A 21,209-nucleotide genomic window follows, 5' to 3' on the forward strand; every position below is an offset into this window, starting at 1 on the left:
TGGTCCAGCCCGGATAATTCCGGTAATCATTCAATAAGATTGTGAACAAACTTTTATGATGCCATCGCTCGACAACGCCGTAGCCGTTCCACGCCAGGCCCAGCCACAAGCCCGAGGCTCCGCCGAGGGACGCGCCCGCGAACTCTACTTCGCCCTCTACGCCGATCCGCTGAACACTGCGCGCGCCGGCGAGGCCTGGCTGCGCGAGCAGATCGCCGCCGTGCAGGACATCCCGGCCGACCTGCCGCCGACCCTGGCCCAGCTGCCGGCCTGGATCGAGGCTCGCAGCGAAGCCGTGGGCATCCAGTACCGCGAGTACCTGGCCGCGCGCAAGGGCGGGGCGCCGCTCCGCTACTTCCATACCAAGGCGCATGCGCTGAACTTCATCAAGTCGGTGGCGCCGACCAAGCTGGTCGACGGCTCCTGGCTGTACGGCATGCTCAGGCACTGGGACAGCCCGGACTTCCATCCGCTGATCAAGACCTACCTGGAAGAGCTGGGCGAGGGCGCGCCGAGCAAGAACCACGTCACGATCTACCGTAAACTCCTCGCTACCCACGGCATCGACGGCTGGGAACAGCTGAGCGACGACCATTTCGTGCAGGGCGCGATCCAGCTGGCCCTGGGCCACAATGCCGAACGCTTCCTGCCGGAAGTCATCGGCTTCAACCTGGGCTACGAACAGCTGCCGCTGCACCTCCTGATCACCTCCTACGAGCTGAACGAATTCGGCATCGATCCGTATTACTTCCAGCTGCACGTCACGGTCGACAACGCCGCCACCGGCCACGCCCAGAAGGCGGTGCAAGCCCTGCTCGATTTGATGCCGCAGGTGGGCGACCGCGCCGCCTTCTACAAGCGCGTGCTCGACGGCTACCGCCTCAACGAGCTGGGCGCCAGCACCAATTCCGTGATCGCCGGGTTCGACCTGCAGGACGAGCTGGTGAACATCCTCGCCCAGAAGAGCACGGTCGGCAAGAACATGCACTCGGACTACTGCCGCGTCGCCGGCCGTTCCGTCAACGACTGGCTGGCCGAACCGGGCCAGATCCCGGGCTTCCTCTCGGCGCTGGAATCGGCCGGCTGGATCAAGCGCGGCGAAGAGGTGGCGAACAGCCGCTTCTGGCGCCTGATCGAAGGCGAGCGCGCCGAGATGTTCGGCGTCTTCTCGAGCTACGAGCAGCAGGTGCTGCGCGACTGGATCGTCAGCGTGCCGGGCACCGCGGTGAAGCCGGAACGCACGCTGACCTGGCGCGCGCGCCAGCGTACCCTCGACAACCTCGGCGGGCATGCCGAGCGCTCGACCAGCTTCCCCGAACGCGGCCTGATCCGCCGCCGCGCCGCCCGCGACACGGAATCGGACAACGAACTGGGCCTGCTTGAACAGCGCGTGGCCGCCGCCGCCGGCAAGCCCGAGGCGATGGCGCTGCTGCTCGAACTGATGACGCCGGCGAATCACCACGGCGCTGCCGGCCTGATGGCCACGCGCATGTACACGCAGCTGCTCGACAGCTAGGAAGGCGCGCACACGTTTCACCCGGCCGGATTCCCCCAGGGACACCGGCCATTTTCACGCACACATAAAAATATCCAACAATAGGGACATTCTCTCGTGTATATCCTCGAACAACGATTCCTGCGCGGACCGAACGTCCACGCGGATACCCCCTGCCTGCTCAGCGTGATCGACCTGGAAGACCTGTACGGGGTCTCCTCGAAAGACCTACCTGGCTTCAACGACGCTCTGCTTGAGGCGCTGCCGTCGCTGCACGGCCAGCTGCTGCCGACCGGCCAGCCGGGCGGCTTCGCCCAGCGCCTGCGCGCCGGCACCTATCTGGCGCGCGTGGTCGAACACGTCACCTTGACCCTGCAGTCGCTGGCCGGCCCCACGGTCGGCTATGGCCGCACGCGTCCGGCCGCCGGCCGCCCCGGCCAATACCGCGTGGTGGTCCAGTACGCGATCGAGAAGCTGGCCGAGCCGAGCTTCCAGCTGGCGGTGGACCTGGTCACGGCGCTCGCCAAGGGAGAGGCTTTCGACATCGCGCCGCGCCTGGAGGAACTGCGTTCGCTGGGCCGCCGCTATGCGATCGGCACCAGCACCGCGGCCGTGCTGGCCGCGGCCCAGGAGCGCGGCATCCCGTACTCGCGCATCACCGATGAAGCCAACCTGTTCCAGCTCGGCTGGGGCTCCAAGCAGAAGCGCCTGCAGGCCACCACCACGGGCGACACCAGCTACGTCGCCGTCAAGATCGCCAGCGACAAGCAGCTGACCAAGGCCTTGCTGCAGGAAGCCGGCGTCCCGGTGCCCGAAGGCGGCACCGTCACCACGGTCGAAGAAGCCCAGCGCATCGCGCGCCGCCTGCGCGTACCCGTGACTCTCAAGCCGCTGGACGGCAACCAGGGCAAGGGCGTGACCACCAAGTGCGCCACCCCCGAGGAAGTCGAGAAGGCCTTTGCATTCGCCCGCGAATACGGGCGCCGCATCATCGTCGAACGCTTCGTCGAAGGCCGCGACTACCGCGTGCTGGTGGCGGGCGGCCGCATTGCCGCCGCTTCCTTCCGGCGTCCGGCCCACGTGGTCGGCGACGGCGTCTCGACCATTACCGAACTGGTCGAGATCGAAAACCAGAACCCGTCGCGCGGCGCGGGCCACAGCAATGTGCTGACCCGCCTGGCGCTCGACGCCCATGCCGAGGACATGCTGCGCCGCCAGGGCTATGCGCCCGATTCCGTGCCGGCGCCGGGCGTTTGCGTCGAACTGCGCAGCAACGCCAACCTGTCCACCGGCGGCACCGCCGAAGACGTGACCGACATCCTCCCGGAATCGACCCGCGCCCTGTGCGTGCGCGCGGCGAACAAGATCGGCCTCGACGTGGCCGGCATCGACATCGTCTGCCGCGACATCGCCGTGCCGCTCGACGAGCAGGGCGGCGCCGTCATCGAAGTCAACGCCGCCCCCGGCATCCGCATGCACCAGCATCCGAGCGCCGGCCAGCCGCGCGACGCCGGCGAGGCCATCGTCGACGGCCTGATGGGCCCTTCGAACGGCCGCATTCCGGTCGTCGCCGTCACCGGCACCAACGGCAAGACCACGACCACCCTGATGATCGCCCATGCCGCGCGCGTGGCCGGCCTGGGCACGGGCGTGACCACCACCGAAGGCGTGTTCGTCAACGGCAAGCGCCTGGTCAAGGGCGACTGCACCGGCTACTGGTCGGCGCGCACCGTGCTGTCGGCGCCGGACGTCGACTTCGCCGTGCTGGAAACGGCGCGCGGCGGCATCCTGAAACGCGGCCTGGCATTCGACCAGTGCGACGTCGGCGTCGTGCTGAACGTGGCGGCCGACCACCTCGGCCTGGACGGCGTCGACACCATCGAAGACCTGGCGCAAGTCAAGGCCGTGGTGGCCTGCTCGGCCTCGAAGGCGGTGGTGCTTAATGCCGAGGACGCGCTGTGCGTATCGATGGTGCGGCGCGCGAAACCGGGCGCAGAAATCGTGTTCTTCGCGATGGACGCCGAGAATCCTGTGCTGCTGAAGCACCTGGAAGACGGCGGGCGCGGCGCCTACCTGCAGGACAATGCCATCGTCATCGCCGACGGCAGCCTGCAGCAGGAACTGATGCGGGTGGAAGCGATGCCGGCCTCCTTCGGCGGACGCGCGCGCTACAACATCGCCAACGCGCTGGCCGCCAGTGCGGCCCTGATGGCCTCGGGTTTTTCGAACCTGCAGATCGCGGCCGGCCTGTCTACTTTTGTCTCGGACAGCAAGACCAACCCGCTGCGCACCAACGTCTTCGACGTGCGCGGCGTGACCGTGATCGTCGATTACGCCCACAATCCGGCGGCGTACGCCGCGCTTGCCGAGATGGCGCGCGCGCTGCTGCCGGGCCAGCTGGTCGGCATCGTGACGGCGCCGGGCGACCGCCGCGACAGCGACCTGATCCAGATCGGCGAAGTGTGCGGCGAGCGTTTCGACGAGCTGGTGGTGTACGAATCGCAAAGCCGCGGCCGTCCGGTGGGCGGGGCGGTGGACCTGATCATCGAGGGCATCGAGAAGGTGATCGGGCCGTCGGATACGACGCACCGCGAGATCGAGGTGGACAAGGCGATCCGGCTTGGCTTGTCGCTGTGCCGGGCGGGGGACGTGCTGGTATTTGCCTGCGGGTCATCGCTTAAGACCTTCATCGATGCGCTGCGGGTGGATGATCCGGAGAGCGCGGACAAGATCGAGGCGCAGACGGTTTGAATTGATTGCGTTGTTAAGGAAGCCCCGCCGTGTGCGGGGTTTTTTTATGCGCAGGCGTTTGGCGAGCGGTGAACCGCGTGGGCACGGAGTGCCCACCCTACGGTACGCAGCCTTCGGCGATTTTGGTCGAGACCGCCGCGAATCGTAGGGTGGGCTCCCCGAGCCCACGCGTTTACAACGCCGGATGGTTGGCGGCGGACGAAAAAAAAGCGGCCCATGAAGGCCGCTTCCCACAGACGGTCAAACAATTACACCGCTTCCGCCTCGATCCTTTGCGCAATCTCCGGCCTGGTCGGCCGCAGCGCCTCGGTCAACTCGGAAATCGACGATCCGCAACCGAACACCAGCACGTCCCCCGGCTCGCACAGCGTCAGGCCCTTGCGGATCGCCGCGTGCACGTTCAGCTCCTGCGACAGCTTGTCCGCCGCGATCCGCCCCAGGCGCGCACCCTGCACCAGCAGCGCGGCGACGTCCCCATCCGCACGGCCGCGGTTCTCGGTCTCGTAGACGACAAGGTCGTCGAAGCCCGCTGCGCAGGTGCGGCCGATGTCGACCAGGTCGGCGTCGCGGCGGTCGCCCGGCGCGGCAACCACGCCGACCACGCGGCCCGGCGTCATGGCGCGCGCCGTTTCCGCCAGTGCGGCGTAGGCGGCGCAGTTGTGGGCGTAGTCGACGATCACGGTCACGCCTTCGACGTCGAACACGTTCGAGCGCAGCGGGTTGTGCTTGCTGTCGGAGACGAAGGAGCGCAGCCCGGCGACGATCTCCGGGTTGCCGAAGCCGCTCGCCGCCAGGGCAGCGGCCGCGGCCAGGGCGTTGGCGATGTTGTAGCGCGCGCAGCCGTTCAGCGAGACGGGCATCTCGCGCACGTCGAGCAGGGCTTCGTGGCGCGCGCCGTTGGCCAGCACCACGGCATTGTCCTCGAAGTAGACGCCGCGCCCGCCGCGCTCCAGGTGGCGCAGCAGCACCGGATTGTCGGCGTCGAGGGCAAAGTACAGGACTTCGACGGTGTCGGCCAGGTCCTTGGCCATCGCCACGCAATGGTCGTCCTCGGCATTGAGCACCACGGCGCGCGAGGCGCGCTGGGCGACCACCGCCTTGACCCTGGCGAGATCCTCGATGGTCTCGACGCCGTCCAGGCCCAGGTGGTCGCTCGAGACGTTCAGCACCACCGAGACGTCGCAGCGGTCGTAGGCCAGGCCGCGCTTGAGGATGCCGCCGCGCGCCGTTTCCAGCACGGCGAAGTCGACTTCCGGCGCGGTGAGCAGGGTGCGCGCCGAGTGGTAGCCGGTGCAGTCGCCTTCGCGTACCATCTGGCCGTCGATGTAGACGCCCGAAGTCGTGGTCACGCCCGTGTGCAGGCCGGTGAGACGCGCCGTGTGCTCGATCAGCAGCGAGGTCGTGGTCTTGCCGTTGGTGCCGGTGATCGCCACCACGGGGATGCGGCCGTCGCTCTCGCCGAACAGGGCCTCGACGATCGAGGCGCCGGCGTCGCGCGGGGTGCCGCGGCTCGGATACTGGTGCATGCGGATACCGGGCGCCGCGTTGACCTCGATGATGCCGCCGCGCTGCTCGCGCAAGGGCTTTGAGATGTCCTGGCAGATGACGTCGATGCCGGCCACGTCGAGACCGATTGTGCGCGCAGCGCGGATGCAGATCTCGCGGGTTTCTTCCGGCAGCAGATCGGTCACGTCTTCGGCGGTGCCGCCGGTGGAGAGATTTGCGTTGCCGCGCAGGTCGACGGTGACGCCGCTCGGGACGACCGAATCGAAACCGTAGCCCTGTTTCGCCAGCGTGCTTTCGGCCAGCGCGTCCATCGGGATCCTGGTCAGGATGTTGGTATGGCCTTCGCCGCGCGCCGGGTTGCGGTTCTCGACCTCGACCAGCTCGCGCACGGTGGAGGTACCGTCGCCCGTGACGCAGGGCGGACGGCGCCAGGAAGCGGCGGCGATCTTGTTGCCGGTGACGAGGACGCGGTAGTCGCGGCCTTCCAGGAACTCTTCGACGATCACGTGGCGGCCGTACTTGCGCGCGTGTTCGAACGCCGCTTCGACTTCTTCCGGCGTGGTGCAGGTGGTGGTCACGCCCTTGCCCTGGTTGGCGTCGAGCGGCTTGATGGTGGCCGGGCCGTCGAGGCGGCGCGCCACGCGCTGCGCTTCCGCCAGCGAGGTGACGGTGGAGCCGGCGGGCACGGGCACGCCGGCCTGTTCCAGCAGGGTCTTGGTCAGCTGCTTGTCGCTGGCGATACCGACCGCGATCGAATTGGTGGCGCCGGTGATGGTCGCCTGCAGGCGCTTCTGCTTCGAACCCCAGCCGAGCTGGAACAGGTTCGCTTCGTCGGTGATGCGCAGCGCCGGGATGCCTCTTTTGATGGCGGCATTGACGACGGCGCCGGTGCTGGTGCCGATCGCGTAGTCTTCGGCCGTCTCGTGCAGTTCCGCGACGGCGGCGGCGACGTCGAAGTCCTCGCCACGCGCGACCGCCTCGACCAGGTCGCGCGCGACCTCGAAGGCCTGGCGCGCCACCTGCTCGGTGCGGTAGCCGCAGACGGCGCGGCGGGCGTCGGGTTTACGTGGCACGTCCAGGGTCTGGCTGAAGTCGGCCGGGGCGCCGGCGAGGCGCTGCAGCTCCATCACGACCGGTTCGATGGCCTGGGCCGGATTCGTCAGGCCCGCCAGGCGTGCCGATACCTCCGGCGACAGCTCCGGCAGCAGGGCCAGCAGGCGCGCGCCAAACCCGGGCGCAACATCCATGCCGCTGCAGTCGACAATGGCCATCAGGCAGGGCGCGGCGCTGAACAGATTCGGGCCGCGCAGGAAGCGTTGTTCGAGGATTCTCATGAGATCGGGTTCCGTTTCGTTACATTTTCTAAAAAATCGCGCAGCGAGGGCGACATCGGCTTGACCTGGGGTTCGTCGTCGCTCGGCAGGTAGTGGCGGCTGCCGGCGGGCAGCAGGTGCAGGCGAACGTCGATCAGTTCCGGCGTGTCGCGTTCGCGGATGTCGGCCATATTCGTGTCCATCGTGCGGCCGTCGACGATCGTGACCGAGCCTTCGCCCAGTACCTCGATGCCGCGCCCGCGCTCGACCACCAGGGCCGTGTCCTCGTCGATGCCGATGCCTTGCAAATAGGGGTTTTGCGCCACCACCGACAGCAGGCGCGAAAGGCGCTGGCGCTCGGAGAAGTGCTGGTCGATGACGACGCGGTGCAGGAAGCCGAGGCCGGCGGCAAGGCTGACGGCGCCCTTCTCGGGCAGCAGGTCGGTCTTCCCCTGGGCCAGCATGTGGCCCGACATGGCCGAGGCGCCGGCGCTGGTGCCGCCGATGCAGGCGCCGCGCACCTTCAAGGCCGTGTGCATCTCGGCGTCCAGGGCCGTGCCGCCGATGATGGCGAGCAGGCGCTTCTGGTCGCCGCCGGTCATGAAGATGCCGTCGGCCTCGGCCACCATGCGCACCTTCTCTTCGTTGTTGGCGTCCTGGCGGCTGTCCAGCGTCAGGTGGGAGCGCTGCTTGACGCCGAGGTCGCCGAAGGCGCGGTCGTACTGTTCCCACATCTCGTCGGCCACCTTGCTGGCGGCCGTGATGACGACGATGCGGGCGTTCTCGCCGCCGGACAGTTCGACGAAGCGGCTCAGGATCTCCTTGCCGTACAGGCGGTCTTCGTGGCCGCCGATGATGACGAGGTGGCCGTGCGATGCGGTTTGGTGCGGTTCGGTTTTCATTATTGTTCGACGATGGAGGTTGGCATGTGGGTGTTGCTGCAGGACGCCGCTTCCGTCTTCGTGACGCCGATCAGGCCCGTGTCCACGTCCTTGTCGATCAGGTCGAGGCCGCGCTGCAGCGCCTGCTGCAGCGGCATGCCCTGTTCCAGGTAGCCGTAAACGGTGCGGGCCAGCATGTGGCGAACGATGTGTTCGCCGACGCCGGTGGCGGCGATCGCGCCCAGGGAGCCGGCATAGAAACCGCTGCCCATGATGGCGGTGTCGCCGACGCGGCCGAGCAGGGAAGGCGCCGAGCCGCCGGTGGAGCCGGCCACGGCGAAGTGGCCGTCCGGGCCGCGCACGACGGCGCCCACCGTGTCGTGGGCGGCGCCCTTGGGCAGCTGCAGCGGGGTCTTGTAGTTCCAGAAGCGCTCGAACATGCGGTTGTCGATGCCGGGCATGGCAGGCACCGAACCGGCGAGTTCCTTCAGCAGTTCTTCGTGTTTCTTGCGCTGCGCGGCGCTGATCGGCTTCGCCCGTTCCAGTCCGAGCGAACGGGCCAGGCGCTCGGCGCCTTCGCCGGCCAGCACCACGTGCGGGGTGTCGGCAATCGCGCGCGCCAGCAGGATCGGGTTGCGCACGTCGCGCACGGCGGCGACCGCGCCCAGACGCCCGCGCGTGTCCATGATCGAGGCGTCCATTTCGATGGTGGCGCCGTCCAGGCACAGTACCGAGCCGGTGCCGGCGTTGAAGCGTTCGTCTTCTTCGAGCACCATGACGGCGGCGATCGCCGCGTCGAGGGCATCCCCGGTTTCGAGCAGTATGTCGCGCGCCCGCTTCGCCGCCTTGTCGCAGCCGTCGGTGTAGTCCAACGGTTCGCCCGCGCCGCCGTGGACGACGATGGCGAATCCATGTTCCTTGTCGCTCACTCCGTCTTCCTCTCTATTGTTGCCTTCGCGCTCGTGACGTTTGGCATATCTGAGAAAGGATTATAAAAAAGCTAATAGAAAATCCCTATCGGTTACGCTGCCGTGCGAATGTAAGATGACACTTACATCGATGACAACATTCACCGTAGCCGTCCAGGATGGCTGCGCATTGCCCGCGCCAGCTCCTGCGCCACCTGCTGGCGGACCGGCTCGGAGACGTAGCTGCCGATCTCGACGCTGCTGCCCGGCGACTCCAGCAGGATCAGCTTGCGCGCACGCGGCGCCGGCGGCTGGATGCGGGTGCGGATCGGGTCGAGCTGAAAACGGGTATGGCGCCCGGCGTCGACGCGCTCGACGACGAGGCTGCGCTCGGTGAGGGCGATCCGCTCGACGTCCAGCGCGTGGCGCGCGTAATGCAGCAGCGCCCAGCCGACCGCAAGCATCTCGAGCAGGGAAAAGGCGAGCACGATCCAGATGCCCTGCAGCAGGAAGACCAGGGCGATGGCGAAGGATGCGGTGCACAAGAGCACGTAGGCCGCGGCCGACTGGCGCGGGGTCAGCGAACAGTTGCGCTTGAGGATCCAGGTGTGCGCCATGGACGGGGAGGGCCGGAAGAGGGTTCGTTCATTATAGGAGAGGGCGTATTGACATGCCGCGCGCATGGACGTGACCGGCGCGCAACGGCGTTGGCTGACCCTTCGCCAGGGAACGTGATTTCTGGTAAGATCTCGCCCCTTCAAAGAAAGGCAGTTATGACGAACGCTTGCGGCGTCGACTTCGGTACGTCGAATTCCACGGTTGGCTGGATCGGTGCAGGGCAGGGTGCAAGTACCCTCCTGGCCCTCGAGGATGGCAAGGCCACGCTGCCTTCGGTGGTGTTCTTCAACGCCGACGACGAAGAGGTGCGCTACGGCCGCGCGGCGCTGGCCGACTACCTGGCCGGTTACGAAGGGCGCCTGATGCGCTCCCTGAAAAGCCTGCTGGGCACGAGCCTGATGGACGGCCAGACCGAAGTGGCGGGCCGCGCCCTGCCGTTCAAGATGCTGCTGGCCCAGTTCATCGGCGAAGTGAAGCGCCGCGCCGAAAGCCAGGCCGGGCGTGGTTTCGAGCGCGCCGTGTTCGGGCGTCCGGTGTTCTTCATCGACGAGAACCCGCAGGCCGACAGGCTGGCCGAGGACACGCTGCTGGAAGTCGCGCGCAGCGTCGGTTTCCGCGAGGTCGCCTTCCAGTACGAGCCGATCGCCGCCGCCTTCGACTACGAATCCCAGATCGACCGCGAGGAACTGGTGCTGATCGCCGACATCGGCGGCGGTACTTCGGACTTTTCGCTAGTGCGCCTGGGGCCGGGCCGCGCCGGCAAGCCGGAGCGGCGCGAGGACATCCTCGCCACCGGCGGCGTGCACATCGGCGGCACCGACTTCGACAAGTACCTGAGCCTGGCCTCGGTCATGCCGCTGCTGGGCTACGGCAGCAGCCTGCGCTCGGGCGCCGACATCCCGTCCAGCTATTACTTCAACCTGGCGACCTGGCATACGATCAACCAGGCCTATACCCGCAAGAGCATCGCCCAGCTCGACGACCTGGTGCGCGACGCCAGCGAAGCTTCGAAACTCAAGCGCCTGCAGGCCCTGATCGAGGACCGCGCCGGCCACTGGCTGGCGATGCAGGTCGAGGGCGCGAAGATCGGGCTGTCCGACCGCGAGCAGGTGACGCTGGAGCTGGATCGCCTGGCGCCGCCGGAAAGCCTGATGGTGGAACGCGGGACTTTCGAAGCCGCGATCGGCGGGCTGCTCGACAACATCGACGCCACCGTGCTGCGTCTGCTGGACGACGCCGGCGTCGCGCCGAGCGCCGTCGATACCGTGTTCTTCACCGGCGGTTCGAGCGGCGTGGGCCTGCTGCGCGCCCGTATCGGCGCCTTGCTGCCGGATGCGCGCAAGGTCGAGGGCGACCTGTTCGGCAGCATCGGCGCCGGCCTGGCGCTGGACGCGCTCCGTAAATTCGGATAAAAAGGACTGCATGTCTATCTTTGAACGCCCCATTGTGATGCTCGACTTCGAGACCACGGGCCTGTCGCCCGCCATGGGCGACCGCATCACCGAAGTGGCCGCCCTGCGGATCGAGGGCGGGCAGGTCACCGAGCGTTATGTCTCGCTGGTCAACTGCAATGCGCGCATCCCGTCCTTCATCACCCAGCTCACCGGGATCACGCAGGAGATGGTCGACTCGGCCCCGCCGGCGCGCCAGGTCGTGCCCGAGCTACTCGACTTCATCGGCGGCGACACCCTGTCGGCCCACAACGCCAGCTTCGACGAGAAGTTCCTGCTGGCCGAGGCCGAGCGCCTGGGGCACGCCTGCGGCCACTCGGGACTGGTCTGTTCGCTCAAGCTCTCGCGACGCGTCTTCCCCGGCATGCCCAGCTATAAACTGGGCACGCTCTCGCGCCAGCTCGGCATCGCCTTCCGCAGCGCGGCCCACCGGGCCGAGGCCGATGCCGAAGTCGCGGCCGAAGTGCTGATCCACATCGGACGCCATCTCGGCAGCTCCTACAACCTGCCGCAGGTGGCGCCGGAGCTGCTGGTGTCGATCAACAAGCTGGCGGCGGCCAAGGTGCCGACCTGGCTCGGTAAATACGCGGCCGAAAAAAACAGCGCATAAGCTTTCCGTAGTTGCCGCGTGCGCATTACAATGCCGCCATCATGATGCGCCGCCGCCTCGTCCACATCCTGCTCTCGCTGCTTCTGCTGGTGTCCCAGCAGATGGCGTTCGCGCATGCGATGTCGCACTGGACCGGCAAGCTCGGGACGGCGGTCGCGGCCAGCGTGCAGGCGGACGAGGACAGCGACCTGTCCAGCGCCGTCGCCCAGGACCGCAGCTGCTTCCAGTGCCTGGCCTTTGCCCAGATGGCGAGCGCCATCGGCAGCACCCCGCGCCAATTCGCGCCGCTCGACCTGCAGGCCGAACGCATCATCGGGCTCGCCACCACCGAGCGCGCGCCGTCCACGGTCTGCGCCTTCCATTCGCGCGCGCCGCCGCTTTCGATCTAGAGAACCGCCGTATCCGATGGCCTTCCTGCGCCTTGCCGGAAGCTGCCCGTCATTCTCCATTCGATCGAAAGACGTACGCACATGTTGAAACACTCCGTCATGACGGTGGCGATCGCCGCCGCATTTGCATTGCCCCTGTCCGCCTCCGCGGCCGAGAACCCCGAGCTGGCCGCGATCCGCGCCCAGATCGCGGAAATGAAGCAATCCTACGAAGCCCGGCTGCAGGCGCTCGAGCAGCGCCTGCAGGATGCGCAGGCCGCCGTGGCCGAAGCGCAGAACGCGGCGGCCAGCGCGCAGCAGGCTGCCGCGGCACCGGCTGCGCCGGTTGCAGTGGCTGCACCGGCCGTTGCAGCCGCGCCGGCGGCACCTGCGGCCCCAAGCGCCCGCGCCGGCGACAACAGCTTCAATCCGAGCATCTCGCTGGTCCTGGGCGGTACCTACGCCAACCTGTCGCGCGATCCCGGCAGCTACCGCTTCGGCGGTTTCATGCCGCCCGAAGGCGAGATCGGTCCCGGCAGCCGCAGCTTCAACCTGGGCGAATCGGAACTGACCATGGCCGCCAACATCGACCCGATGTTCGCCGGCCAGCTGACCTTTGCCCTGACCGGCGAGAACGAGGCGGAAGTCGAAGAAGCCTTCGTGCAGACGCGCGAACTGGGCGGCGGCATGAACGCGAAGGCTGGCCGCTTCCTGTCCGGCGTCGGCTACCTGAACGGCCAGCACAGCCATACCTGGGACTTCGTCGACGCGCCCCTGAACTACCAGGCCTTCTTCGGAGGCCAGTACAAACCGGACGGCGTCCAGGCGCGCTGGCTGGCGCCTTTGAACACCTTCCTCGAAGTGGGCGCGGAAGTCGGCAGCGGCCGCGGCTTCCCCGGCAACGACCGTAACAAGAACGGCTTCAATGCGGCCAGCGTGTTCGCGCACACGGGCGACGACATCGGCGATTCCGCCAGCTGGCGCGCCGGCGTCTCCTTCCTGCGCACCGGATCGCTCGACCGCAGCTATGAATTCGACGGCATCCCGAACGCCTTCAGCGGCAGCTCGAAGATCTGGATCGCCGACGCCGTCTACAAGTGGGCGCCGAACGGCAATCCGACCCAGACCAACTTCAAGCTGCAGGGCGAATACATGCGGCGCAAGGAAAGCGGCACGCTGGCGGCCGGCGATCTGCTCGATGGCTACAGCAGCACGCAATCGGGCTGGTATCTACAGGGCGTCTACCAGTTCATGCCGAACTGGCGCGCCGGCCTGCGCTACGACCGGCTCTCGTCCGGCAGTCCCTTCATCGGGCTGGTCGACAGCGGGGCGCTGGGCATGGAGGCCTTCCCGGCGCTGGCTGCCTACAACCCGAAGCGTTCCAGCGTGATGCTGGACTGGAGCCCGTCCGAGTTCTCGCGCCTGCGCCTGCAGTTCGCGCGCGACGAGGCGCGTCCAGGGCAGAGCGACAACCAGGTCTACCTGCAATACATCATGAGCCTGGGCGCGCACGCCGGCCATACCTTCTGAGGAGCGAGAGATGACTAAGCTGATGCATAAAATTCTGGCCGGCGCCGCACTGAGCCTGGCCGCCGTCCTGCCGGCGCAAGCCGCCATCAACGTGCTGACCTGCGAGCCGGAATGGGCCGCGCTGACCCAGGAACTGGCCGGCGACAAGGCCAACGTGTCGAGCGCGACCAACGCGCTGCAGGACCCGCACCGCGTGGAAGCGCGTCCCGGCCTGATCGCGCGCACCCGCAATGCCGACCTGCTGGTCTGCACGGGCCTGGACCTGGAGGCGGGCTGGCTGCCGCTGCTGGTCCAGCAGTCGGGCAATGCGAAGATCGCGAAGGGCCAGCTGGGCTTCTTCGAAGCCGGCAGCTTCGTCCCGCGCCTGGACGTGCCCACCAAGCTCGATCGCGCCGAGGGCGACGTCCATGCCTTCGGTAATCCGCACGTGCACCTGAATCCGCACAACATCGCCCTGGTCAGCGCCCAGCTGGCCAAGCGGCTGGCCGCGATCGATCCGGCCAACGCCGCCTTTTATGGCCAGCGCCAGGCCGATTTCGCGAGCCGCTGGTCGCAGGCGATGCGCAAATGGGAAGCCCAGGCGGCGCCATTGCGCGGCGTGGCCATCGTCGAGCACCACCGCAACATGGAGTACCTGATGGGTTGGCTCGGCATGCGCCAGGTCGGCACGCTGGAGCCTAAGCCGGGCGTCGAGCCCAGCGCGGCTCAGCTGGGCCAGCTGCTGGCGCAGCTGCAGCAGCAGCCGGCGAAATTCGTGTTGCGCGCCGCCTATCAGGACGAACGCGCCTCGAACTGGCTGTCGCAGCGCGCGCGCATCCCGGCGGTCGTGATTCCGTTCACGGTCGGCGCCGATAAAGAGAGCGGCGACCTGTTCGCGCTGTTCGACACCACCGTGCAACGTCTGACCCAGGCTGTGAAATAAACGTGCAAAACTTCGACTTTTTGATCATTTTGCCGGCTTTCGTGGCCGGCCTGCTGGTGCTGGCGACCCACATTCCCCTGGGCGCGCAGGTGCTCAAGCGCGGCATCGTCTTCATCGACCTCGCCATTGCCCAGATCGCGGCGCTGGGCGTGATCGTCGCCAGCTCGCTCGAGATCGACCCGCACGGCTGGACCATCCAGGTCGCGGCCGGCGTCGCGGCCGTGCTCGGCGCCTTGCTGCTGACCTGGACCGAAAAGCGCTGGCCCGACGTGCAGGAAGCGCAGATCGGCGTGCTGTTCGTGCTGGCGGCCACGGCCGGCCTGCTGCTGCTGGCGCATAACCCGCACGGCGGCGAGCACCTGCAGGACCTGCTGGCCGGCCAGATCCTCTGGGTCAGCTACGACCAGCTGGCGATGCCGGCGCTCGGCGCCGTGCTGATCCTGGCCCTGCTGGCGGCGTTTCGCAACCGGCTCGGCCGGCTCGGCTTCTACCTCGTGTTCGCGCTGGCCGTGACGGCCTCGGTGCAGCTGGTCGGCGTGTATCTTGTGTTCGCCAGCCTGATCGTGCCGAGCCTGGCGGTGCGCCATTATCCGGAGCGGCGCAAGCTGCCCTTCGCCTACCTGGTCGGCATGGGCGGCTACGCGGCCGGCCTGGTGCTGTCGGTGGTGCTCGACCTGCCGTCGGGCGCGCTGATCGTGTGGTGCCTGGCGCTGCTGGCGATGCTGGTGTATGGCCTGGGACCGAACCGTTCGCGCCTGAACTGAAGCGCTGCTGCACTGCGCTCCGACGAACCCGCCGCGCCCGCGCCCGGCGGGTTTTTTCTTGGGCGCGGGCCGGCACGATTGTGCACCGTCAAACCCGTAACGGGTGGCTCTCATTAAAATTTTGTTAATACATATGAGGCCGCCTGCCACGAGCGGGTGCCAACCGAGCGCGGCAGCGTCAATCCAGGACGGGGACCAGCATGAACCACCAGAAGCTCCAGAACGAGAGCCACCAGGCCTTCCTGTGGTTCCGCGACGCCGCCGAGCGCGGCAACCCCTACGCCCAGTTCAACCTCGGCCTGATGTACAAGAAGGGCAAGGGCGTCGAACGCGACGACGCCAGCGCCGTGCACTGGCTGCGCCTGGCCGCCAACCAGGGACTGGCCTTCGCCCAGAACCACCTGGGCGCCATGTACTACCACGGCAAGGGCGTCGAGCGCTGCGACGTCGAAGCCGCGCGCTGGTTCCGGCGCGCCGCCGACCAGGGCGACGCCTCGGCCCAGCAAAACCTCGGCCACATGTTCCGCCAGGGCCGCGGCATGGCGAGCGACCCGGAGCGCGCCCTGTCCTGGTACTACCGCGCGGCCGAGCAGGGCATGGCGGGCGCCCAGAACCAGCTCGGCGAGTGCTACCTGCACGGCATCGGCGCCGCCGTGAATTATCCGCTGGCGATGGCCTGGTTCCGCAAGGCGGCGCTGCAGGGCGAGGCCGCGGCCCAGCTCAACCTGGGCCTGATGTACCAGCGCGGGCAGGGCGTCGACGCCAGCGCCAGCCAGGCCCTGTACTGGTTCCGCAAGGCCGCCGCCGCCGGCGAGCGCGGAGCCCAGCGCGAGCTCGGCATCGCCTACGCCGAGGGCCTGGGCGTGCGCCTCGACCTGCGCCGCGCCTGCGCCTGGCTGCAGCGCGCGGCCGAGCATGGCGACCACGAAGCCCAGTTCCTGCTCGCCACCATGTTCGTCAACGGGCGCGCGCACGTGTCGCCCGAGCGCGGCGAGGCGCTTGCGGTCGAGTGGTACACGCGCGCGGCCCAGGGCGGGCACGCGGGCGCCCAGTACAACCTGGCCAACATGTACGCGCACGGGCGCGGGGTCGAACGCGACCAGGCCCGCGCCTTCGACTGGTACCGGCGCGCGGCCGAGCAGGGCGCGCCGAACGCCCAGTTCAACCTCGGCGTCATCTATGCCAACGGACAGGGCGTCGAGAAGGACGAGGCGCGCGCCGCCTACTGGTACCGCCTGGCGGCCGAGCAGGGCGACGCCAGCGCCCAGAACAACCTGGGCGTGATGTACGCCAGCGGCCAGGGCGTCGCGCAGGACGACAGGATGGCCGTCTACTGGTACGAACAGGCGGCCGAGCAAGGCCATGCACTGGCCCAGTACAACCTGGGCGGCATGTACGGCAGCGGCCTGGGCGTGACGCGCGACCCGGTGCGCGCCTACATGTGGATGCTGCTGGCGGCCGAGGGCGGCGACAGCGCGGCCAACGTCAACAAGGCGATCGTCGCGCGCCGCCTCAGCCCCGCCGAGATCGGCTGGGCGCTCGACTTGCAGCATAAGTGGCAGCTCAGTCACCGCGAGGTGCTGGCGAGGCGGTAGGGGCCTTCATCGATCAGGCACGCGGCCCGTACTTACAGCCGAATCTGCCTTCGCTTCCCGTTGCGTTTCGCGCTATGATGCCTCTCGGCACATTCCGCCAGTCACCGTTCGAGAAGAATATGCACCTGAGACAAGTAACGCTGGCCGTCGCCCTGATGGCAGCCTTCGGTACCACGCACGCAGCCAACCCGGCCGCCTGCGATCCCAAGTCCGCGCTGACCTACCCGGTCACCGCCAAGGTCGAGCAGACCGACAACTACCACGGCACGAGCATCGCCGACCCTTACCGCTGGCTGGAAGACGCGAACAGCGCCCAGACCAAGGCATGGGTCGACGCCCAGAACGCGGTGACCCAGGGCTACCTGGGCCAGATCCCGCAACGCGAAGCGATCCGCCAGCGCCTGACCAAGCTCTGGAACTACGAGCGCTACTCGGTGCCGTCGAAAGAGGGCGGCCGCTACTTCTACAGCCGCAACGACGGCCTGCAGAACCAGTCGGTGCTGTACACGATGAAGAACCTGGGCGACACGCCGCGCCTGCTGCTCGATCCGAACACGCTGGCCGCCGACGGTACCGTCGCCCTGGCCGGCGTCGAGATCAGCCCGGACGGCAAACTGATGGCCTACGGCACCGCCGCCTCCGGTTCGGACTGGAACGAGTGGAAGGTACGCGACATCGAGACGGGCAAGGACCTGGACGACCACCTCAAATGGGTCAAGTTCTCGCAAACGGCCTGGACCAAGGACGGCAAGGGCTTCTTCTACAGCCGCTACGACGAGCCGGAAGAGTCGGCCAAGCTGGCCGGCGTGAACTACTTCCAGAAGCTCTACTTCCACAAGATCGGCACCCCGCAAAGCGCCGACGTGCTGGTCTACGACCGCCCGGACGAAAAGGAATGGGGCTTCCGCGCCCAGACCACCGACGACGGCAAATACCTCCTGATCACGGCGACCAAGGGCACGGCCCACAAGTACCGCGTCTTCATCAAGGACCTGTCGAAGCCGGACTCGAAAGTCGTCCCGCTGATCGACAACTTCGACGCCGCCTACGACTTCATCGACAACGTCGGCTCGACCTTCTACTTCACGACCGACCGCAAGGCGCCGCGCCAGCGCATCGTCGCGATCGACGTCAACAAGGCCGATGAAGCCAGCTGGAAAGAAGTTGTCGCCGAGTCGAAGGACACGCTGGCCAACGCCCACATCATCGGCGACCGTCTGGTGGTGGAGTACCTGAAGGATGCGCGCAGCGTCGTGCGCGTCAACGACCTCAAGGGCAAGCTAGTGCGCGAGATCGCGCTGCCGGGCATCGGTTCGGTCTCGGGCTTCACCGGCAAGCGCGGCGATGCGGAAACCTTCTTCTCCTTCACCGGCTTCACCACGCCGACGACGATCTACCGGCTGGACATGAAGAGCGGCAAGACCAGCGTCTTCCGCCAGCCGAAGGTCGACTTCGACCCGAACGCCTACGAGACGCGCCAGCAATTCTTCACCAGCCGCGACGGCACCAGGGTGCCGATGTTCATCGTCTCGAAGAAGGGCCTGAAACTCGACGGCAACAACCCGACCTACCTCTACGGCTACGGCGGCTTCAACATCTCGATGACGCCTGGCTTCTCGCCGGCCAACCTGGCGTGGATGGAAATGGGCGGCGTGTACGTCGTCGCCAACCTGCGCGGCGGCGGCGAGTACGGCGAATCCTGGCACCAGTCCGGCACCAAGCTGCAGAAGCAGAACGTGTTCGACGACTTCATCGGCGCGGCCGAGTGGCTGGTGGCGAACAAGGTGACGCAGCCGTCGAAACTGGCGATCGGCGGCGGCAGCAACGGCGGCCTGCTGGTGGGCGCCGCGATGACCCAGCGTCCCGACCTGTTCGGTGCCGCGATCCCGATGGTGGGCGTGATGGACATGCTGCGCTTCCACAAGTTCACGATCGGCTGGGCCTGGACCTCGGACTACGGCTCGGCGGACAACCCGGAAGAGTTCAAGGCGCTGGTCAAGTACTCGCCGCTGCATAACCTGAAGGCAGGCACGCAGTATCCGGCCACCATGGTGACGACGGCCGACCACGACGACCGCGTGGTCCCGGCGCACAGCTTCAAGTTCGCCGCCACCGCCCAGGCCGCGCAGGCCGGCTGCAACCCGGTCATCATCCGCATCGACACCAAGGCGGGGCATGGCGCGGGCAAGCCGACGGCCAAGCAGATCGAGGAAGTGGCGGATCGCTGGGGGTTCCTGAGCAAGGCGTTGAAGATGTAATACGGTCAGGCGGCTCACGGGCCGCCTGAGCGGGAAAAGCTACGGGCCAGTCGAATCAATCGACTGGCCCGTTTTTTTGGGCTGTTCAAGTGCTGTAAACGCGTGGAGTCAGGACTCCACCCTACATAAACCACGATTCGTAGGGTGGAGTCCTGACTCCACGTGGTACACCGTATGCGTCTACGCGGCGCCAACGAACATTTGTTTCACGCTGAAAAACAAATGTTTATCTGTGCACCACCACCAACAAGGCCTTCGCCTCGGTCTTCCCGACATTCCTCACCACGTGATCCTGGTCCGCCGGATACCGCGCCGTCCCCCCCGCCTTGACCTTCCGCTTCGACGTTCCGACCTCCACCTCGAGCGTGCCGTTAATGACGGTCATGTGCTCCTTGGTCCCCGGATCATGCGCCTGCGAGGCCAGTTCGCCCCCCGGCGCCAGAGTCAGCTCGTACCACTCGTACTGCCCGGCCAGCTCCATCGGCCCCAGGATGCGCAGGGTGTAGCCGGCGTGGGTGCCCGGCAGGGTCGGCGTTTCATGGGCGTCGAGCACGCGGATGGACTCGACGTTGGGCGCTTCCGAGGCCAGCAGCTCGCCGATCTGCACGCCGAGCGCGTTGGCGAGACGCCAGGTGATGGCGATGGTAGGATTCGCCTTTTCGCGCTCGATCTGCGACAGCATCGATTTCGAGACGCCGGCGATGCGCGACAGGTCTTCCAGCGTCAGGCCGCGCGCCAGGCGCAGGCGCTGCAGGGTGGCGCCGACTTCGGGCGGGGCGTTGTTGGTCGTGGCCAGGGTTTTCATCTTCAGGACGGCTTTATTTATTAGTGGAACGCCGCACCTTGCCAAGTTCAACAGGTGGGCGTAATATTCATTATATTGAATTTCAGTTCGAGATACCGAAAACGCAACGCGATAGCGAAACGTGGCGGCGATCGAAGAACGGTACAGCATAGTCCAACCGCCGGTCAAGCCGGCATCCACAGACGAGGTAATCAAATGAGTGACGGAGCGAAGAACGCCTTCTACAGCGGCCTGCAGCAGAACCTGTCCACCCTGCGCGAGCAGGGCCTGTTCAAGCCGGAGCGCGTGCTCGCCTCGCGCCAGGGCGCCGAAGTCCAGTCCGAAGACGGCCGCACCCTGATCAATATGTGCGCCAACAACTACCTCGGCCTGTCGGGCGACCTCGAGACGCAAAAGGCGGCCGAAGCGGCGCTGCAGAAATATGGATATGGTCTCTCTTCGGTGCGCTTCATTTGCGGCACCCAGACCGTGCACAAGGAACTCGAGCGTAAACTCTCCGAATTCCTCGGCACCGAAGACACCATCCTGTACGCGGCGGCCTTCGACGCCAACGGCGGCGTGTTCGAGCCGCTGTTCGACGAGAACGACGCCATCATCTCGGACGCCCTGAACCACGCCTCGATCATCGACGGCATCCGCCTGTGCAAGGCCGCGCGCTACCGCTACGCCAACAACGACATGGCCGACCTGGAAGCGCAGCTGCAGGCCGCCACCGCCGCCGGCAAGCGCCATAAGGTCATCGTCACCGACGGCGCGTTCTCGATGGACGGCACCATTGCCCAACTGGACAAGATCTGCGACCTGGCCGACAAGTACGGCGCCCTGACCCTGATCGACGAATCGCACGCCTCCGGCTTCATGGGCGCGACCGGCCGCGGCACGCATGAGCATTGCGGCGTGATGGGCCGCATCGACATCATCACCGGCACCCTGGGCAAGGCCCTGGGCGGTGCGATGGGCGGTTTCACCTCTGGCCGCAAGGAAGTCATCGAGACCCTGCGCCAGAAGTCGCGGCCCTACCTGTTCTCGAACACGCTGGCACCGATGATCGCCGGCGCCTCGCTCTCCGTGCTGGAGCGGATCTCGAAGTCGACCGAGCTGCGCGACCGCCTGCACGAGAACACCGCCTACTTCCGCAAGGAGATCGAGCGCATCGGCTTCACCATCAAGCCGGGCACGCACCCGGTGATACCGGTGATGCTGTTCGACGCGCCGGTGGCGCAGAAATTCGCGGCGCGCATGTTCGAACTGGGCGTGCTGCTGTCGGGCTTCTTCTACCCGGTGGTGCCGATGGGCCAGGCGCGCGTGCGCGTCCAGCTGTCGGCGGCGCACACCCGCGAACAGCTCGACACCGTGCTCAAGGCCTTCGAGCAGGCCGGCCGCGAACTCGGCATCATCAAGAACAATTAATACAGTCTTCAGTCTAGGAATCTC

16 protein-coding genes are annotated in these 21,209 nt (G+C 67.1%); 11 read left to right on the forward strand and 5 right to left on the reverse strand.

Going from position 1 to position 21,209, the window contains the following annotated elements; genetic code table 11:
* Nucleotides 1–55 precede the first annotated feature (55 nt).
* Complete coding sequence (locus ACFPQ5_RS08970) at nucleotides 56–1,516, forward strand: iron-containing redox enzyme family protein (RefSeq protein WP_379753789.1); 1,461 nt, start codon at nucleotides 56–58, stop codon at nucleotides 1,514–1,516.
* A gap of 96 nt (nucleotides 1,517–1,612) precedes the next feature.
* The gene (cphA, locus tag ACFPQ5_RS08975; RefSeq protein ID WP_379753792.1) at nucleotides 1,613–4,246 is read left to right on the forward strand and encodes a cyanophycin synthetase; all 2,634 of its coding nucleotides are present in this window, start codon (nucleotides 1,613–1,615) and stop codon (nucleotides 4,244–4,246) included.
* A 248-nt stretch (nucleotides 4,247–4,494) separates the two neighbouring features.
* Here cphA (ACFPQ5_RS08975) and cphA (ACFPQ5_RS08980) read toward each other — a convergent pair whose 3' ends face one another.
* From cphA (ACFPQ5_RS08980) to ACFPQ5_RS08995, 4 genes are all read right to left on the reverse strand, one after another.
* Nucleotides 4,495–7,086: a cyanophycin synthetase gene (gene cphA, locus ACFPQ5_RS08980; RefSeq protein ID WP_379753795.1), complete on the reverse strand. Its 2,592-nt coding sequence runs from the start codon at nucleotides 7,084–7,086 to the stop codon at nucleotides 4,495–4,497.
* Nucleotides 7,083–7,967: a cyanophycinase gene (locus ACFPQ5_RS08985; protein WP_379753798.1), complete on the reverse strand. Its 885-nt coding sequence runs from the start codon at nucleotides 7,965–7,967 to the stop codon at nucleotides 7,083–7,085. Before ACFPQ5_RS08985 ends, cphA (ACFPQ5_RS08980) begins: the two co-directional genes overlap by 4 nt.
* Nucleotides 7,967–8,875 carry an isoaspartyl peptidase/L-asparaginase gene (locus tag ACFPQ5_RS08990; protein ID WP_379753801.1) on the reverse strand — a complete coding sequence of 303 codons (909 nt, stop codon included), beginning with the start codon at nucleotides 8,873–8,875 and terminating at the stop codon, nucleotides 7,967–7,969. Before ACFPQ5_RS08990 ends, ACFPQ5_RS08985 begins: the two co-directional genes overlap by 1 nt.
* A gap of 140 nt (nucleotides 8,876–9,015) precedes the next feature.
* The gene (locus ACFPQ5_RS08995) at nucleotides 9,016–9,471 is read right to left on the reverse strand and encodes a DUF2244 domain-containing protein (protein WP_379753804.1); all 456 of its coding nucleotides are present in this window, start codon (nucleotides 9,469–9,471) and stop codon (nucleotides 9,016–9,018) included.
* A gap of 156 nt (nucleotides 9,472–9,627) precedes the next feature.
* On the opposite strand from ACFPQ5_RS08995, the gene ACFPQ5_RS09000 reads away from it, so the two are divergent.
* The 8 genes from ACFPQ5_RS09000 to ACFPQ5_RS09035 all read left to right on the forward strand — a co-directional run bounded on the left by ACFPQ5_RS09000 (nucleotide 9,628) and on the right by ACFPQ5_RS09035 (nucleotide 18,970).
* Nucleotides 9,628–10,884, forward strand: coding sequence for an Hsp70 family protein (locus ACFPQ5_RS09000; protein ID WP_379753807.1), 1,257 nt, complete (start codon nucleotides 9,628–9,630; stop codon nucleotides 10,882–10,884).
* Between the two features lie 10 nt (nucleotides 10,885–10,894).
* Nucleotides 10,895–11,533 carry a 3'-5' exonuclease gene (locus ACFPQ5_RS09005; RefSeq protein WP_379753811.1) on the forward strand — a complete coding sequence of 213 codons (639 nt, stop codon included), beginning with the start codon at nucleotides 10,895–10,897 and terminating at the stop codon, nucleotides 11,531–11,533.
* 41 nt (nucleotides 11,534–11,574) lie between these two features.
* Complete coding sequence (locus ACFPQ5_RS09010; RefSeq protein ID WP_379753814.1) at nucleotides 11,575–11,922, forward strand: hypothetical protein; 348 nt, start codon at nucleotides 11,575–11,577, stop codon at nucleotides 11,920–11,922.
* A gap of 81 nt (nucleotides 11,923–12,003) precedes the next feature.
* Nucleotides 12,004–13,431 carry a hypothetical protein gene (locus ACFPQ5_RS09015; protein WP_379753817.1) on the forward strand — a complete coding sequence of 476 codons (1,428 nt, stop codon included), beginning with the start codon at nucleotides 12,004–12,006 and terminating at the stop codon, nucleotides 13,429–13,431.
* Between the two features lie 10 nt (nucleotides 13,432–13,441).
* Nucleotides 13,442–14,353, forward strand: a complete 912-nt coding sequence (locus ACFPQ5_RS09020) for a metal ABC transporter solute-binding protein, Zn/Mn family (protein ID WP_379753820.1) — start codon at nucleotides 13,442–13,444, stop codon at nucleotides 14,351–14,353.
* Nucleotides 14,354–14,355: 2 nt separating this feature from the next.
* A complete protein-coding gene (locus ACFPQ5_RS09025) occupies nucleotides 14,356–15,117 on the forward strand; it encodes a metal ABC transporter permease (protein WP_379753823.1) in 762 nt (253 codons plus the stop codon).
* Nucleotides 15,118–15,317: 200 nt separating this feature from the next.
* Complete coding sequence (locus ACFPQ5_RS09030) at nucleotides 15,318–16,712, forward strand: tetratricopeptide repeat protein (protein ID WP_379753826.1); 1,395 nt, start codon at nucleotides 15,318–15,320, stop codon at nucleotides 16,710–16,712.
* Between the two features lie 119 nt (nucleotides 16,713–16,831).
* The gene (locus ACFPQ5_RS09035) at nucleotides 16,832–18,970 is read left to right on the forward strand and encodes a prolyl oligopeptidase family serine peptidase (RefSeq protein WP_379753829.1); all 2,139 of its coding nucleotides are present in this window, start codon (nucleotides 16,832–16,834) and stop codon (nucleotides 18,968–18,970) included.
* Between the two features lie 226 nt (nucleotides 18,971–19,196).
* Here ACFPQ5_RS09035 and ACFPQ5_RS09040 read toward each other — a convergent pair whose 3' ends face one another.
* A complete protein-coding gene (locus ACFPQ5_RS09040; protein WP_379753832.1) occupies nucleotides 19,197–19,775 on the reverse strand; it encodes a helix-turn-helix domain-containing protein in 579 nt (192 codons plus the stop codon).
* Between the two features lie 195 nt (nucleotides 19,776–19,970).
* Here ACFPQ5_RS09040 and kbl point away from each other — a divergent pair, with 195 nt between their 5' ends.
* Nucleotides 19,971–21,185: a glycine C-acetyltransferase gene (gene kbl, locus ACFPQ5_RS09045; protein WP_379753835.1), complete on the forward strand. Its 1,215-nt coding sequence runs from the start codon at nucleotides 19,971–19,973 to the stop codon at nucleotides 21,183–21,185.
* Nucleotides 21,186–21,209: the final 24 nt, after the last annotated feature.

The organism is Massilia suwonensis, assembly GCF_042655665.1.
Lineage (GTDB): Bacteria > Pseudomonadota > Gammaproteobacteria > Burkholderiales > Burkholderiaceae_D > Telluria > Telluria suwonensis.